General features: G+C 58.8%; 15 protein-coding genes. 11 read left to right on the forward strand and 4 right to left on the reverse strand.

Features of this window, described 5'->3' with window-relative positions; genetic code table 11:
• Position 1: 1 nt before the first annotated feature.
• Positions 2–808 (reverse strand): protein-disulfide reductase DsbD domain-containing protein, encoded by an 807-nt coding sequence (locus ACR0EV_RS14650; RefSeq protein ID WP_480800766.1) that lies wholly within the window; start codon positions 806–808, stop codon positions 2–4.
• A 150-nt stretch (positions 809–958) separates the two neighbouring features.
• Between ACR0EV_RS14650 and ACR0EV_RS14655 the strand changes: the two genes are divergently transcribed.
• Entirely contained in the window at positions 959–1,513 is a 555-nt protein-coding gene (locus ACR0EV_RS14655; RefSeq protein WP_480800767.1) for a YqgE/AlgH family protein, read from the forward strand.
• Here the strand turns inward: ACR0EV_RS14655 and ACR0EV_RS14660 are convergent, their stop codons facing one another.
• Positions 1,514–2,464: an L-threonylcarbamoyladenylate synthase gene (locus ACR0EV_RS14660; protein WP_480800968.1), complete on the reverse strand. Its 951-nt coding sequence runs from the start codon at positions 2,462–2,464 to the stop codon at positions 1,514–1,516. It lies immediately after the preceding gene.
• 139 nt (positions 2,465–2,603) lie between these two features.
• Here ACR0EV_RS14660 and ACR0EV_RS14665 point away from each other — a divergent pair, with 139 nt between their 5' ends.
• From ACR0EV_RS14665 to ACR0EV_RS14695, 7 genes are all read left to right on the forward strand, one after another.
• Positions 2,604–4,307, forward strand: a complete 1,704-nt coding sequence (locus tag ACR0EV_RS14665) for an acyl-CoA dehydrogenase (RefSeq protein WP_480800768.1) — start codon at positions 2,604–2,606, stop codon at positions 4,305–4,307.
• The gene (locus tag ACR0EV_RS14670; RefSeq protein ID WP_480800769.1) at positions 4,307–5,353 is read left to right on the forward strand and encodes an MBL fold metallo-hydrolase; all 1,047 of its coding nucleotides are present in this window, start codon (positions 4,307–4,309) and stop codon (positions 5,351–5,353) included. The genes ACR0EV_RS14665 and ACR0EV_RS14670 overlap by 1 nt, the downstream gene beginning before the upstream one ends.
• A 6-nt stretch (positions 5,354–5,359) precedes the next feature.
• Positions 5,360–5,812: a DUF6173 family protein gene (locus tag ACR0EV_RS14675; protein WP_480800770.1), complete on the forward strand. Its 453-nt coding sequence runs from the start codon at positions 5,360–5,362 to the stop codon at positions 5,810–5,812.
• Positions 5,813–5,925: 113 nt separating this feature from the next.
• Complete coding sequence (locus ACR0EV_RS14680; protein WP_480800969.1) at positions 5,926–7,710, forward strand: glycerophosphodiester phosphodiesterase family protein; 1,785 nt, start codon at positions 5,926–5,928, stop codon at positions 7,708–7,710.
• Complete coding sequence (locus tag ACR0EV_RS14685) at positions 7,697–8,236, forward strand: hypothetical protein (RefSeq protein WP_480800771.1); 540 nt, start codon at positions 7,697–7,699, stop codon at positions 8,234–8,236. The genes ACR0EV_RS14680 and ACR0EV_RS14685 overlap by 14 nt, the downstream gene beginning before the upstream one ends.
• Before the next feature lie 89 nt (positions 8,237–8,325).
• Positions 8,326–8,460, forward strand: a complete 135-nt coding sequence (locus ACR0EV_RS14690; RefSeq protein WP_050604020.1) for an aa3-type cytochrome c oxidase subunit IV — start codon at positions 8,326–8,328, stop codon at positions 8,458–8,460.
• 17 nt (positions 8,461–8,477) lie between these two features.
• The gene (locus ACR0EV_RS14695; protein WP_480800772.1) at positions 8,478–9,110 is read left to right on the forward strand and encodes a hypothetical protein; all 633 of its coding nucleotides are present in this window, start codon (positions 8,478–8,480) and stop codon (positions 9,108–9,110) included.
• On the opposite strand, the gene ACR0EV_RS14700 is transcribed toward ACR0EV_RS14695, so the two are convergent.
• Together ACR0EV_RS14700 and ACR0EV_RS14705 are read right to left on the reverse strand one after the other, a co-directional pair.
• A complete protein-coding gene (locus tag ACR0EV_RS14700) occupies positions 9,099–9,431 on the reverse strand; it encodes an AzlD domain-containing protein (RefSeq protein ID WP_480800773.1) in 333 nt (110 codons plus the stop codon). The two genes, ACR0EV_RS14695 and ACR0EV_RS14700, sit on opposite strands and share 12 nt — an antisense overlap.
• Complete coding sequence (locus ACR0EV_RS14705; RefSeq protein ID WP_480800774.1) at positions 9,428–10,138, reverse strand: AzlC family ABC transporter permease; 711 nt, start codon at positions 10,136–10,138, stop codon at positions 9,428–9,430. Before ACR0EV_RS14705 ends, ACR0EV_RS14700 begins: the two co-directional genes overlap by 4 nt.
• On the opposite strand from ACR0EV_RS14705, the gene ACR0EV_RS14710 reads away from it, so the two are divergent.
• The 3 genes from ACR0EV_RS14710 to mobB are packed head-to-tail and all read left to right on the forward strand — an operon-like array spanning position 10,137 to position 12,215.
• Positions 10,137–11,078: a formate dehydrogenase accessory sulfurtransferase FdhD gene (locus ACR0EV_RS14710; RefSeq protein ID WP_480800775.1), complete on the forward strand. Its 942-nt coding sequence runs from the start codon at positions 10,137–10,139 to the stop codon at positions 11,076–11,078. The genes ACR0EV_RS14705 and ACR0EV_RS14710 overlap by 2 nt on opposite strands.
• 4 nt (positions 11,079–11,082) lie before the next feature.
• Positions 11,083–11,727, forward strand: coding sequence for a molybdenum cofactor guanylyltransferase MobA (mobA, locus tag ACR0EV_RS14715; RefSeq protein ID WP_480800776.1), 645 nt, complete (start codon positions 11,083–11,085; stop codon positions 11,725–11,727).
• A complete protein-coding gene (gene mobB / locus ACR0EV_RS14720) occupies positions 11,724–12,215 on the forward strand; it encodes a molybdopterin-guanine dinucleotide biosynthesis protein B (protein WP_480800777.1) in 492 nt (163 codons plus the stop codon). Before mobA ends, mobB begins: the two co-directional genes overlap by 4 nt.
• Positions 12,216–12,217 lie beyond the last annotated feature (2 nt).

Consider the following 12,217-nt stretch of genomic DNA (forward strand, 5'->3'; position numbering starts at 1 on the left):
GTCAGCCCGCGCTGCAGCCCAGAATATCGACGGCGTGATTGGCACCCAGAACAGTGATCCGGATTTCAGACCGGTCCAGCGCGAAAGGTGCACCAGACGCGTTAATGATTTCAGCCTGCGCCACCAGCGTATCGCCCTCGCGTTGCGAGATCGGTTGCGATGCCCAGAGAACGGGGTTTCCGGGCTCGATCACTGCGACTTCGCGGCCCCCAGCGGACGGCATTGTGACCCGAGCTTCGATTTGAATTCCGTCTTGTGTTGGTGTGAGATTACAGGTGGCCTTGCTGACCCGGGCTTCCTGCGCCGAGTAGGGACGTTGCGCCAGAGCCGCGGCAATGGCCGGGTTGCGGCCTGCTTCCGAGTCTAGCGTATGGTCAAAGCCCAAACGTTCGGGGATGCACACGTCTTTGCAAACGCCCAGATCCATCTCACCTTGCAGGCGCACGGGTTTGGCAGGGTTTCGCGGTGTAATTTCAATCGGCAGGATCAGCTGGTTTTCATATCCGATCGACTGCAAGCCATTCTGGTCAAAGATCTCGGGTGCGGGCCAGGTAATGTCCACATGCCCAACGTTGCTTGAGCGTTTCCAGTCGAATTGAGGCGGGATGCCCGCATCACCGGGCGCGCGCCAATAGGTTTTCCAGCCGTCTTTGAGGGTTAGCCTCAGGGCGCTCTGATACGTGCCGTTTGCGGTTCGACCGCCGTCCAGAACATCCAGTTTCACTACACCGTCCAAACTCTGTGCGGTGGCAGCAGAGGACAGGGTTAGGCAAGCAAACGCAACGGCGGCTGTGGATTTGATCGACATCTTCATACCTCATACATGCGCGGGCTGGGGCTGGATTCCAAGTCACGATCCGGTCACTGCAATGAAATCTGCCGAATTACCCGTTGTTCTCTTGCAAACACAGGGGTGGCGGGGCCATTGTTGACAGAGTTGAGAAAGAGATGGCGTCCCATGGATCTGACCGGAAAACTGTTGATTGCGATGCCCGGTATGGGCGACCCGCGATTCGAACATTCGGTGGTTTACATGTGCAGCCACGGTGATGACGGCGCCATGGGGCTGATCATCAACAAACCCTCGGATCTGCGTATCAAGACCTTGCTGGGCCAATTGAACATTGCGTGCCGTATTCCGGTTGTTGGCGAACGGCTGGTTCATTTTGGCGGCCCTGTCGAGATGTCGCGCGGCTTTGTTCTGCACAGCGCCGACTATGAGGCCAACTTGCATTCGATGCAGATCTCGGAAGAGTTCAGCATGACCGCGACGCTTGATGTGCTGGAAGACCTTGCCTCGGGCACCGGGCCGCTGAATTCGATGTTGGCACTGGGTTATGCCGGTTGGGGGCCGGGTCAGCTTGAAGACGAAATCGCCATGAATGGCTGGCTGACCACTGAAGCAGCTTCCAAACTGGTCTTCGACGTACCGGATGATGAAAAATGGGAGGCTGCGCTGGCAACATTGGGCGTAGATCCTTTGACTTTGTCCGCCAGCGCTGGCCGGGCCTGATCAGCAGTCGCGTGGTGCTGCCGCGCGTCGTAGCCGGTCGTTTATCGCTGCGCCCAATCCGGTATCAGGCACCGGAGAAACCGCAATAGGTCGCCCGGTTCTGTTCAACTCGTGCAGCGACGCAAAAAGGTTTGCGGCGGCCTCAGTTAGGTTGCCGTCCAAGGACAGGTTCAAATCACAATCTACCGGGCCAAAGCCCAACAACACCTCATCCCCCTGACGCGATCCGGCATTCAGGCGGACTGGCGCGTCCGGCGCATAATGCGATTGAAGCTGCCCCGGAGCGGTCAGCAGATCACCGGATTGATGCATGTGCAGATGCACCCCCAGTTCCTGTTCGATCTGTTCCAGTGCGACGCCGCCGGGTCGTAGCAAAGTGGGCTCTCCGGCCAGTCCGACGATTGTGGATTCCACGCCAACGCCGCACGGCCCGGCGTCCAGAATTGCGGCGACCTTGCCCCCCAGACCCGACCACACGTGATCTGCTGTTGTGGGGCTGATCTGACCTGACGGGTTTGCCGAAGGCGCTGCAATCGGCCCATCGAATGCAGTCAACAAGGCGCGCGCGGTGGGATGCGCAGGCACCCGAACCGCCAGCGTGTCCAAACCGGCGGTCACAAGCGAGGATATTCCGTGCCCCTCGCGCAGCGGCAAAACCAAAGTAAGCGGACCGGGCCAGAAGGCGCGCGCCAGTTGTTCGGCCTGATCGGACCATTGCACAAACCTCTGCGCCGCGCTGACTGAGGCGACATGGGCGATTAACGGGTTGAAGCTGGGCCGCCCCTTGGCCTCGTAAATTGATGCAACGGCCTTTCCGTTTCGGGCGTCTCCGCCTAGCCCATAAACCGTCTCGGTTGGCAGGGCCACAAGAAGACCCTGACGCAACAAATCTGCCGCCCGCGCGATGCCGTCGGGATCAGCCGTCAGTTCCTGAGTGCCGGATGAGATCATATCTGGTGACGCCGCGTTTTGGTTGCCTGAAACATGAGGAACGGTAGGTAATCGATCAAGACCCATACGCTTACCGGCGCTTGTCACTGATTCCAAGCCCGTCGACGTATTCTGATCCTCTAGACGTTCGAGAGTTGTCATGCCCTATCGCGCCCCAATCTCAGACTATCAGTTTCTGCTGGACCATGTGGTCGGGTTTGACCAGATCGCCGCGACCGAAAAGTTTGCCGAGGCCAGCGTCGATGTCGTGACCGCGATCCTGACCGAAGCAAGCAAGATGTGTGAAGAGGTGATGGCCCCGTTGCAGCGCACCGGTGATCTGGACCCTGCGCGTCTTGAAAACGGGGTGGTCAAAAGCCCCGAGGGATTTGCAGTGGGCTGGAAGGCGATCGCAGACGGGGGCTGGATCGGCATGAGCGGTGATCCCGAACACGGTGGAATGGGCTTGCCGATAACCATCGCAACAGCCGTGAACGAAATGATGAGCGCAGCGTGCCTGTCCTTGCAGGTTGCTCCGCTGATGAGCCAAGGCCAGATCGAGGCGCTGCAACATCACGCCAGCGACGAGCTTAAGGCTTTGTATTTGCCCAAATTGATGTCGGGTGAGTGGTCGGGAACAATGAACCTGACCGAACCACAGGCTGGTTCGGATGTGGGCGCACTGACCACCAAAGCAGAGCCGAACGGTGATGGGACGTATGCGATCACAGGGCAAAAGACTTACATCTCGTGGGGTGACAACGACTTTGCCGAGAATGTCTGCCATCTGGTGCTGGCCCGTTTGCCGGATGGTGTGCCTGGCACAAAAGGAATATCCCTGTTCCTGGTGCCAAAATACCTGCCGGATGCAAACGGGAACCCTGGCGTGGCCAATGACCTGCATGTGGTATCTCTTGAACACAAAATGGGCCTGCACGGTTCACCCACCTGCGTGATGCAGTATGATGGAGCCAAAGGCTGGCTTGTCGGGCAAGAGCATGGTGGCATGGCCGCAATGTTCACCATGATGAACAACGCGCGCTTGGGCGTCGGCGGTCAGGGCGTTGGTTCAGCGGAAGGCGCTTATCAACATGCGCTGGCCTATGCGCAGGAACGCAAGCAGGGCAAAACGCCGTCAGGCACGATCATCGATCATGCGGATGTGCGTCGCATGCTGATGGACATGCGGGCTGATGTTTTCGCAGCGCGTGCCATTTTGATGGCCAATGCTGCCGCGATAGACATGGCCGAGGCCACCGGAGACGCCGACTGGGTTGCGCGCGCGGCCCTGTTGACGCCGATTGGCAAAGCGTTTGGAACGCAAACAGGCATACGCGTGGCCGAAACCGGTGTTCAGGTGCATGGCGGCATGGGGTATATCGAAGAAACCGGGGCCGCGCAGTTCTATCGCGATGTCCGGGTGACCGCGATTTACGAAGGTACAAACGGAATTCAGGCGATGGATCTGGTCGCACGCAAGATGATGGATGGGGGCGAGGCCGCGTCAAATCTTCTCGATGAGATTGAGGATCAGGCCGAGCGCGCCCGCGCCACTATGCCCGATTTGGCCGGTCCGGTCTGGGAGGCCACTGAAACACTGCGCGAGGCGACCGAATGGCTTGTGGCGCAGGACAACATGAACGACCGCTTTGCAGGTGCGGCGGCGTATTTGCAGGCTTTTGCCCGCGTGCTGGGCGGGCATTACCACCTGACGGCAGCTCTGGCCGACCCTGATGGACCACGGGCCAAGTTGGCGCGATACTATATCAAGGCTTTGCTTCCCGAACATTCTGGTCTTTTGGCCCGTGTTCAGGGTGGGGCAGATGATCTTTTTGCGCTGAGCGTGGACGAGTTGGCAGCCTGATGGACGGGGATCGCGTATTGGGAATCAGATATCCGTGGGACGAACCGCCCGCGACAGGCCAAGCCATCCAGATTGCCGAGGGGGCTCTTTGGATGCGCCTGCCGCTGCCAATGGCTCTGGATCACGTCAATATCTATGCTATGGACGATGGTGATGGCTGGACGGTAGTTGACACCGGCCTGTCCTCGAACAAGACACGGCGCATCTGGCAGACTTTGATGGACGGCCCGTTGGCGGGCAAACCGATAAAACGTGTGGTTGTCACGCATCATCACCCCGATCACGTGGGCAATGCAGGTTGGTTTCAGTCGGAACACGGGGCTGAGCTGGTGACCAGCAGAACCTCATGGTTGTTTGCGCGGATGCTGACGCTGGATGTGCAAGAGACATGGCCGCAAGAGACACTGGATTTCTATCGCAGTGCTGGCATGTCACCCGAAGTGCTGAACGCAAGAATGCAGGATCGTCCGTTCAATTTTGCCGACACGGTCTATCCCATGCCGCTAGGCTTTACGCGCATACAGCAGGGCGACGTGATCCGCATGGGCGGACGGGACTGGGATGTGCATATGGGCAACGGCCACGCCCCGGAACATGCCACGTTCTGGAGCCGTGATGACAATCTGGTGCTCAGCGGTGATCAGATTCTCAGCTCGATCAGCCCCAATCTGGGTGTCTATGCAACCGAGCCCATGGCCGATCCGGTCTCGGCCTGGATGGAGGCGTGCGAGCGGCTCCAAGCTCTGGCCCGACCTGATCACCTTGTTCTGGGGGGGCACAAATTACCCTTTACCGGGCTGCCTTTGCGCATGAAACAGCTGATCGACAACCACCACAGCGCGTTGGAGCGTTTGCTGGACCATCTGGACGAACCCAAATCCGCCGCCGACTGTTTCCTGCCACTGTTCAAACGTACAATCCGCGAAGGCGAATATGGGCTCGCGCTGGTCGAGGCGGTTGCACATATGAACCATCTCTACCACATTGAGGCTGTGACCCGAACGCAGCGCGCGGACGGGGCTTGGCTGTATCAGCGCAAAGGGTAGAAAAGAATGCAGGACCAGATTGAAACCTCGGCCGAGGCCGCCGAAGCCGCCGCCTTGCCGCGCTGCCATGAGGTTCATGCCGATCCAAAAGCCGAATCCGGCACCAAGACTCTCCCCGAGCCTCTGAATAAGCCGGTGGAGGACAAAAGCCCTGCGCAATGGGCTTATGAGCGACTGATCATGTATATCCAGAACTTTGAAAAGACGCTGGATGGCGATCACGAGGTCGCAATGGGCTTTACCGGTGGGGATGCCGGTGTGATGCGGATTCAAGGCATGGGATTTTTCGACCCCGACATGATCACGTTCTATGGCTCGGACGGGGCAGGGGCCCGTACGCAATTGGTACAGCATGTCAGCCAGTTGAACGTGATGCTGCGCGCATTGCCCAAATCGGTCGAAGACAAGCCTGCCAACCGTATCGGATTCCGTCTGGCTGCTGATCTGGAAGACAGCTGACTTGCAATTCACGCTTGCGCGCCTTTGAATGAGTGCATCATTTCGGAGGCCGCCGCGTGAGCAGATTTTTTCAAGCCGTTTCACATGCCTATGCCGGGGCCTGGGCCCGGCGTATGGTCTTTGTCCCGATCTACATTGCTGTGCGTTTGCTGCTGGTGGCGCTGATCGCACCCGGTGTCGCGGTGGCGGTCAATCTGGCAGTTTCACTGTCGGATCAGACGGCGCTGACGGATCAGGACATTGCAATGTTCCTGCTGTCTCCGGCCGGGTTCATCGCTGGTATCGCTGTGCTAAGCCTGTTTTTGCTGGCTGAGGTCTTTGTGTTCTCGGTCATGGCCGGGTCTTTGCGCATGGGCGAAAGCGACCCTTGGCGCGCGGGCAGCGCAGCGCTGGCGCTGAACCTGTCCCGTTTTCCGGCGCTGTTTGGATTTGCAGTGCGGTTCATTCTGCGCGTTCTGCTGCTTGCGCTGCCATTTGTGGCCGTCGCTGGGCTGATCGCGTGGTGGACGCTGACGGAATATGACATCAACTACTACCTGACTTTCCGTCCGCCCGCCTTTCAGTTGGCGGTGGTCCTGATTGGATTGGTGGTTCTGGCGTTGGCGTGGGTATTGATCCGACGTCTATCCGGTTGGGCACTGGCCCTGCATCTGGTGCTGTTTGAAGGTGCGTCGCCCCGTGCGGCTTTCTCGCAAAGCGAGCAGAGGATGGAAGGCCAGCGTGGGCGATTGAAGATCGAACTTGCCCTGTGGCTGGCGACGCGGCTTGTCATTGCGGCTTTGATCGCAGGGGTGGCCAGTCTTTTGTTTGCGCTGGTGCCGATACAAGAAAGTGGCAGCCTCAGGCTTGCGCTGATTTTTAGTCTGATTATCGCTGGGCTTTGGTCTTTGGCGGGGTTGGTTCTGGCGGCGACTGCACTGGGCGCACTTGCGGTTTTGCTGGATGGTTTTTTTGATTCAGACGCCAAGGAAATAGCCCACCCCGAACCCCGAAAAATCCGCGCGCCTTTGTTTGTAACCGTCGCAGCGGCTTTGGTCGCCTTGGGTATCGGCATTTGGTTTGGTCAAGGTCTGTTGGAGCGTGTGCAGGCCCCGGATCATGCCGAAGTCATTGGCCACCGGGGCGCTGCGGCCATTCGGCCTGAAAACACCATGGCTGCGGTGTTGAAGGCGATCGAGGATGGCGCGGATTGGGTCGAGATCGACGTGCAGGAAACGGCCGATGATGTGGTCATCGTGGCCCATGACAGCGACTTCATGAAGCTGGCAGGCGTCAACCTGAAGGTCTGGGACGCCACTATGGAGGACGTGGCCGACATCGATATTGGCAGCTGGTTCGGGCCGGAATATGCCTCGGAACGCACGCCGACCCTGCGCGAGGTTCTGGAAGCGGCCAAGGGCAAGTCCAAGGTTCTGATTGAGCTGAAATATTATGGTCACGATGTCGATCTCGAAAACCGGGTGATCAATCTGGTGGAAGAGTTAGGGATGCAGGATGACATTGCGACTATGTCGCTGAAGTATCCGGCGGTGCAAAAGATGAAAAAGCTGCGCCCAGATTGGCGGTCTGGCGTGTTGGCGGCCACTGCCGTTGGGGACCTGTCGGGTCTGGAAGGCGAATTCGTCGCGGTCAATGCAGGGATGGTGACACCGGGGTTGATCCGCAAGGTGCAGGATGCGGGCAAGGATATCTACGTCTGGACGGTGAATGATCCGTTACAGATGTCCAAAATGGCTTCGATGGGTGTGGACGGGCTGATCACCGACCGCCCTGCCATGGCCAACGAGGTCTTACGCGTGCGCGCAGAAATGGGGCCGGGTGAGCGGTTGTTGCTATGGCTGGCTACAACGTTTGGATTGCAGGTCGATACTGAGGCAATGCGCGATGAAAGCCCTTGAACTGACGCTGATTCTGTTGCTGTTGCCACTGGCCGCGTCCGCTCAGGATTTGATGCGCAGTTTTGAGATGCCGTCACACCGCGCGCTGGTGGATCAAAGCTTAGACACCGAATTGACTGTGTTCGAAACAGATGGCTGTTCGGGCGGTTTGTCGGCCAGTTGGCGCTGGGTGGCCAAGCAATTCCCACAAGTTGGTGAGTTGTATGAAGAGCACCCACCGTGGGAATATTGTTGCGTGACCCATGACCAAGCCTACCACAACGCAGGTGGTGCGGTGTCGCCAGAGGAAAGCTATGACGCGCGCCTGACAGCGGATGACGCCCTGCACGCCTGTGTGGTGCAGCACGGAAACCTTTACGCGGAAGACTATGCTGCCCGGTACGACATGACCTCTGACCAGATTCGCACCGTACACGCGATTACGGCAGATACGATGTACGGAGCCGTGCGGTTCGGTGGCGGGCCGTGCAGTGGTTTGCCCTGGCGGTGGGGGTTTGGGTATCCAGGGTGCTCGGTTCTGAAGTAAGCACACCCTGCGCGCGAATGACGTGGTGACAGGCGTTTGGTTTTCTATTATCCAACAGATCAAACACGCGAACTGGGATTCTGAGACTCATGGCTGAACACAAGCACGGCGAGATGGACATCACTGTCCAAACCAAAACTTTCAACGGTTTCATCAAAGCCACCACATGGTGCGTGGTCGCGATTGCCTTCCTGTGCCTGTTCCTGGCGGTTTTCGCCTCCTAAGCATTTCGAGGGCAAAATTGTTCAGGGTTTTGATCGCCTGCCTGTTGGCAGCAACAGTCGCTGGCTGCGCTGTTTCGAACCGCCCGCAGGCGGATCGGGCTGAAATCGTTGCTCGATCCTATAGTGACCCCGGGCCGTCTACATTGACGCTGTACACGATGATTAACACGCGCAGCGGGTCAGGCGCGCATACGTCGTTGATGATTTCGGGCAGCGAGCGCGTGATCTTTGACCCGGCTGGTTCGTTTCGAGCAGATATCGTACCGGTCAAGGACGATGTTTTGTACGGAATCACGCCGGCGGTCGAGCAGGCCTATCGCAGCTCGCACGCGCGGGAAACGCATTATGCCCGTATCCAGACCGTTCAAGTCACACCGCAGCAAGCTGAAATCGCCCTGCAGCTGGCAAAACAATCCGGCCCTGTCGCCGGGGCATTCTGTGCCAACGCCACTGCGCAGCTGCTTCAGCAGGTGCCGGGGTTCGAACAGATCGATGTGACCTTCTACCCGATCAAATTGTCCGATCAATTTGCGCAATTGCCGGGTGTAGTAACCGAAGAATACCGCGAAAGTGACGATGCCGACCTTCAAAAAGGTCTAGCCGCCAATAACGCGCGCCTCAATCAGCTGGACGCTGCGTTATCCCAATAGATACAGCAATCCATATAGCGTGGCGGCCCCTGAAAAGATCGCCACCAATACGTTCTTGCTGATCAGACCCACAATCAGTGCCACGGCTGCCGCCGACATCCGGGGGATGTCCGGCTGTCCTCCGGTCGCAGAGGGCCACACCACCAACGGCGCAATCAGCGCGGGCAGAATTGCGACAGCCGTATAGCGCAGGTGGCGCAGCAGCCAGGGGGGCATCGGGCGATCCCCGACAAGGCCGATAAAAGTAAATCGCAGCGCATAGCTGCCCACCGCAAGGCCCACAATGATGATCCACATGGTAGTTGGGTCGATCTGGGTCATGACGACCTCCGTTCCAGCATGAGCTCGGCCTGTGCACCGGCCATCATCCCCGCCGCACCGGCAATCAACAGACCCAGATTGTACGGAACACCCACTGTCAGCAGTGCGACGACTATGGCGACCAACGCCGCGATCACATGCGCCAAGGTGCGCATCATCGGCCCGACCATAGCCAGAAAAGTAATCGGCAGAGCAAAATCCAACGCCCAGCTTTCCGGGATTTGCGCCCCAAGGACAGCGCCGATGATGGTCGCTAAGATCCAAAGCGGCGTGATCGGCGTAACCGAGCCAAAGAAATATGCCATGCGCTGGGAAATCGTCAGGTCAGGTTCCTTCTCGAATCGCACAATCGAACAGGCATAAGACTGATCGACGATCAGATAGGCGGCACAGGCGCGCTGCCAAAGAGGGGCCGCACCGAGATAGGGCGTGAGAGATGCGGAATACATCGCGACCCTCAAGTTCACGGCCAGCGCCGAGATCAACACGATTATTGTTGGTGTCTGATCCTGCAAAAGCTGTAGCGCCGTGAACTGGGCGGCTCCGGCAAACACCGTCGCCGAAAAGGCGATGGTTTGAACAATTTCCAACCCGGCTTCGGTCGCGAAAACGCCGAACAACAGACCAAAGGGGACGGCGACAAAGACAAAGGGCGTTCCGTCCCGAAAACCTTTCCAGAAGTATGACTTGGATGTGGCAGCGGCCATGGCTAAATCCTATGGTGACGCGAGCAGCAGTAACTGTCTTGAGAAGGGGTTGCAATTGGCCACGGAATTCGACCTGTCAGACTATCTTATCGCGCCCGATCCTGGCGCCGCGCGCCTGACCCGTGCGGTTGAGGGTGTGGACCAGAACGGCGAGGTCAGCAAGATCTCGGTGGTCGAAGAACGCCCTTTGACGATCTTCCTCAATTCTCAGGAAATCGTGACGGCGATGACCATTGGCGACTATCCGGAATACCTGGCGCTGGGCTTCCTGCGCAATCAGGGGATGCTTTTGGCGGATGATCAGATTACGCGCGTGGAGTATGACGACGATCTTGAGACCGTAGTTGTCCGTACGGCGCGCGCGACATCATACGAAGACAAGCTGAAGAAAAAGACCCGCACCAGCGGCTGCGCCGTTGGAACAGTGTTCGGCGACATGATGGAGGGGCTCGAGGACGTGCAACTGCCGCAGGTTCAGGTGCGGACTTCTTGGCTGTACGATCTGGCCTCTAAAATCAACCGCACCCCGTCGCTGTATCTTGAGGCGGGCGCAATTCACGGCACGGTCCTGTGCCGCGAAAACCGCCCGCTGGTCTATATGGAGGACGTGGGCCGCCACAACGCCGTCGACAAGATCGCAGGTTGGATGCTGTCCGAAGGCGAAAGTGCGGCGGACAAGATCCTTTACACCACAGGTCGCCTGACATCCGAGATGGTGATCAAAACGGCTATGATGGGTATCCCTGTATTAGCGTCTCGTTCGGGTTTCACCGCTTGGGGCGTCGAGATCGCGCGCGAGGTTGGGCTGACCCTGATCGGCCGGATGCGCGGACAGCGCTTTGTCTGCCTGTCAGGCGAAGACCGGCTGCTGCGCGACGTGGATCCGTCAACCGTTGCGGTGGAAGACAAGAAGCATCGTCGGAAGAGTGCCAATGGGTGACGTGATGAATAAACCGCTCGGCATTATCCTCGCAGGTGGGCAGGCGACCCGAATGGGCGGCGGCGACAAGGGTCTGTTGCAGATCGATGGGCAAAGCTTGCTCTCACATGTGATCGAACGCCTGTCCCCACAGGTCAGTGGGCTGGCTCTGAACGCCAACGGCGACCCCGAACGGTTTTCCGACCTAAACCTGCCTGTGCTTCCTGATACAATCGAAGGGTTCGCGGGCCCTTTGGCCGGGGTGCTGGCCGGGCTCGACTGGGCGGCAGAGCAAGGCGCGGACAGCATTGTGACCGCTGCTGCGGATACGCCGTTCTTCCCACGCGATTTAGTGGTGCGATTGCAAAAAGCGGCAAAGGGGCAGGTGCACCCGCTGGTTCTGGCTACGACCCCACGCACCGGCGACGCGGCGCTGAAATCCGGCGGCGGCAAGCGGGTTAACCGGCATCCGACATTCGGTCTCTGGCCCGTCGCGCTGCGCGATGATCTGCGGGCGGCGCTGACGGACGGGTTGCGCAAGGTGGTGTTATGGACAGACAAACATGATGGGCGTGAGGCGTTGTTCGATGCCGATCCGTTTGATCCGTTCTTCAACGTCAACACGCCGGAAGATCTGGATCACGCCCGGACGTTGTTGGAGCAGGCATGAGGGTCTTTGGCGTTACCGGCTGGAAGAATGCTGGCAAAACCGGGCTGATGGAACGGCTGGTGGTCGAGATCACTGGCCGGGGCTTTACGGTATCGACCGTCAAACATGCGCATCACAGTGTCGATGTGGATCAACCCGGCACCGACAGTCACCGCCACCGCGTCGCAGGGGCCAGTGAAGTCTTGCTTGCCTCAGGCCAGCGCATAGCCGTGATGCAAGAGCTGCGCGGCGCGCCCGAGCCGCCATTGGCTGATCTGCTTGCACGGCTTTCTCCGGTTGACCTGGTTTTGATCGAAGGTTTCAAGCGCGAAGACCACCCCAAGGTCGAAGCTTTCCGCGCTGAGGCGGGCCATGCGCTGATGGCCCCAAAGAACACGACTATTCGGGCCGTAGCCAGCGACATTCCGTTAGATCTGGACCGCCCGGTTTTCGACTTGGACGACACTGCCGGGATTGCGGATTTCATCCTGAAAGAGGTCGGTTTGTGAGC

Source organism: Ruegeria sp. CF8, from assembly GCF_056537285.1.

What these genes read in the sequence shown, in the direction of transcription:
- ACR0EV_RS14650 (WP_480800766.1), bottom strand. Translation starts at nt 808, where the DNA reads ATGTCGATCAAATCCACAGCCGCCGTTGCGTTTGCTTGCCTAACCCTG.
- ACR0EV_RS14655 (WP_480800767.1), top strand. Translation starts at nt 959, where the DNA reads ATGGATCTGACCGGAAAACTGTTGATTGCGATGCCCGGTATGGGCGAC.
- ACR0EV_RS14660 (WP_480800968.1), bottom strand. Translation starts at nt 2,464, where the DNA reads ATGATCTCATCCGGCACTCAGGAACTGACGGCTGATCCCGACGGCATC.
- ACR0EV_RS14665 (WP_480800768.1), top strand. Translation starts at nt 2,604, where the DNA reads ATGCCCTATCGCGCCCCAATCTCAGACTATCAGTTTCTGCTGGACCAT.
- ACR0EV_RS14670 (WP_480800769.1), top strand. Translation starts at nt 4,307, where the DNA reads ATGGACGGGGATCGCGTATTGGGAATCAGATATCCGTGGGACGAACCG.
- ACR0EV_RS14675 (WP_480800770.1), top strand. Translation starts at nt 5,360, where the DNA reads ATGCAGGACCAGATTGAAACCTCGGCCGAGGCCGCCGAAGCCGCCGCC.
- ACR0EV_RS14680 (WP_480800969.1), top strand. Translation starts at nt 5,926, where the DNA reads ATGGTCTTTGTCCCGATCTACATTGCTGTGCGTTTGCTGCTGGTGGCG.
- ACR0EV_RS14685 (WP_480800771.1), top strand. Translation starts at nt 7,697, where the DNA reads ATGAAAGCCCTTGAACTGACGCTGATTCTGTTGCTGTTGCCACTGGCC.
- ACR0EV_RS14690 (WP_050604020.1), top strand. Translation starts at nt 8,326, where the DNA reads ATGGCTGAACACAAGCACGGCGAGATGGACATCACTGTCCAAACCAAA.
- ACR0EV_RS14700 (WP_480800773.1), bottom strand. Translation starts at nt 9,431, where the DNA reads ATGACCCAGATCGACCCAACTACCATGTGGATCATCATTGTGGGCCTT.
- ACR0EV_RS14710 (WP_480800775.1), top strand. Translation starts at nt 10,137, where the DNA reads ATGGCTAAATCCTATGGTGACGCGAGCAGCAGTAACTGTCTTGAGAAG.
- ACR0EV_RS14705 (WP_480800774.1), bottom strand. Translation starts at nt 10,138, where the DNA reads ATGGCCGCTGCCACATCCAAGTCATACTTCTGGAAAGGTTTTCGGGAC.
- mobA (WP_480800776.1), top strand. Translation starts at nt 11,083, where the DNA reads ATGAATAAACCGCTCGGCATTATCCTCGCAGGTGGGCAGGCGACCCGA.
- mobB (WP_480800777.1), top strand. Translation starts at nt 11,724, where the DNA reads ATGAGGGTCTTTGGCGTTACCGGCTGGAAGAATGCTGGCAAAACCGGG.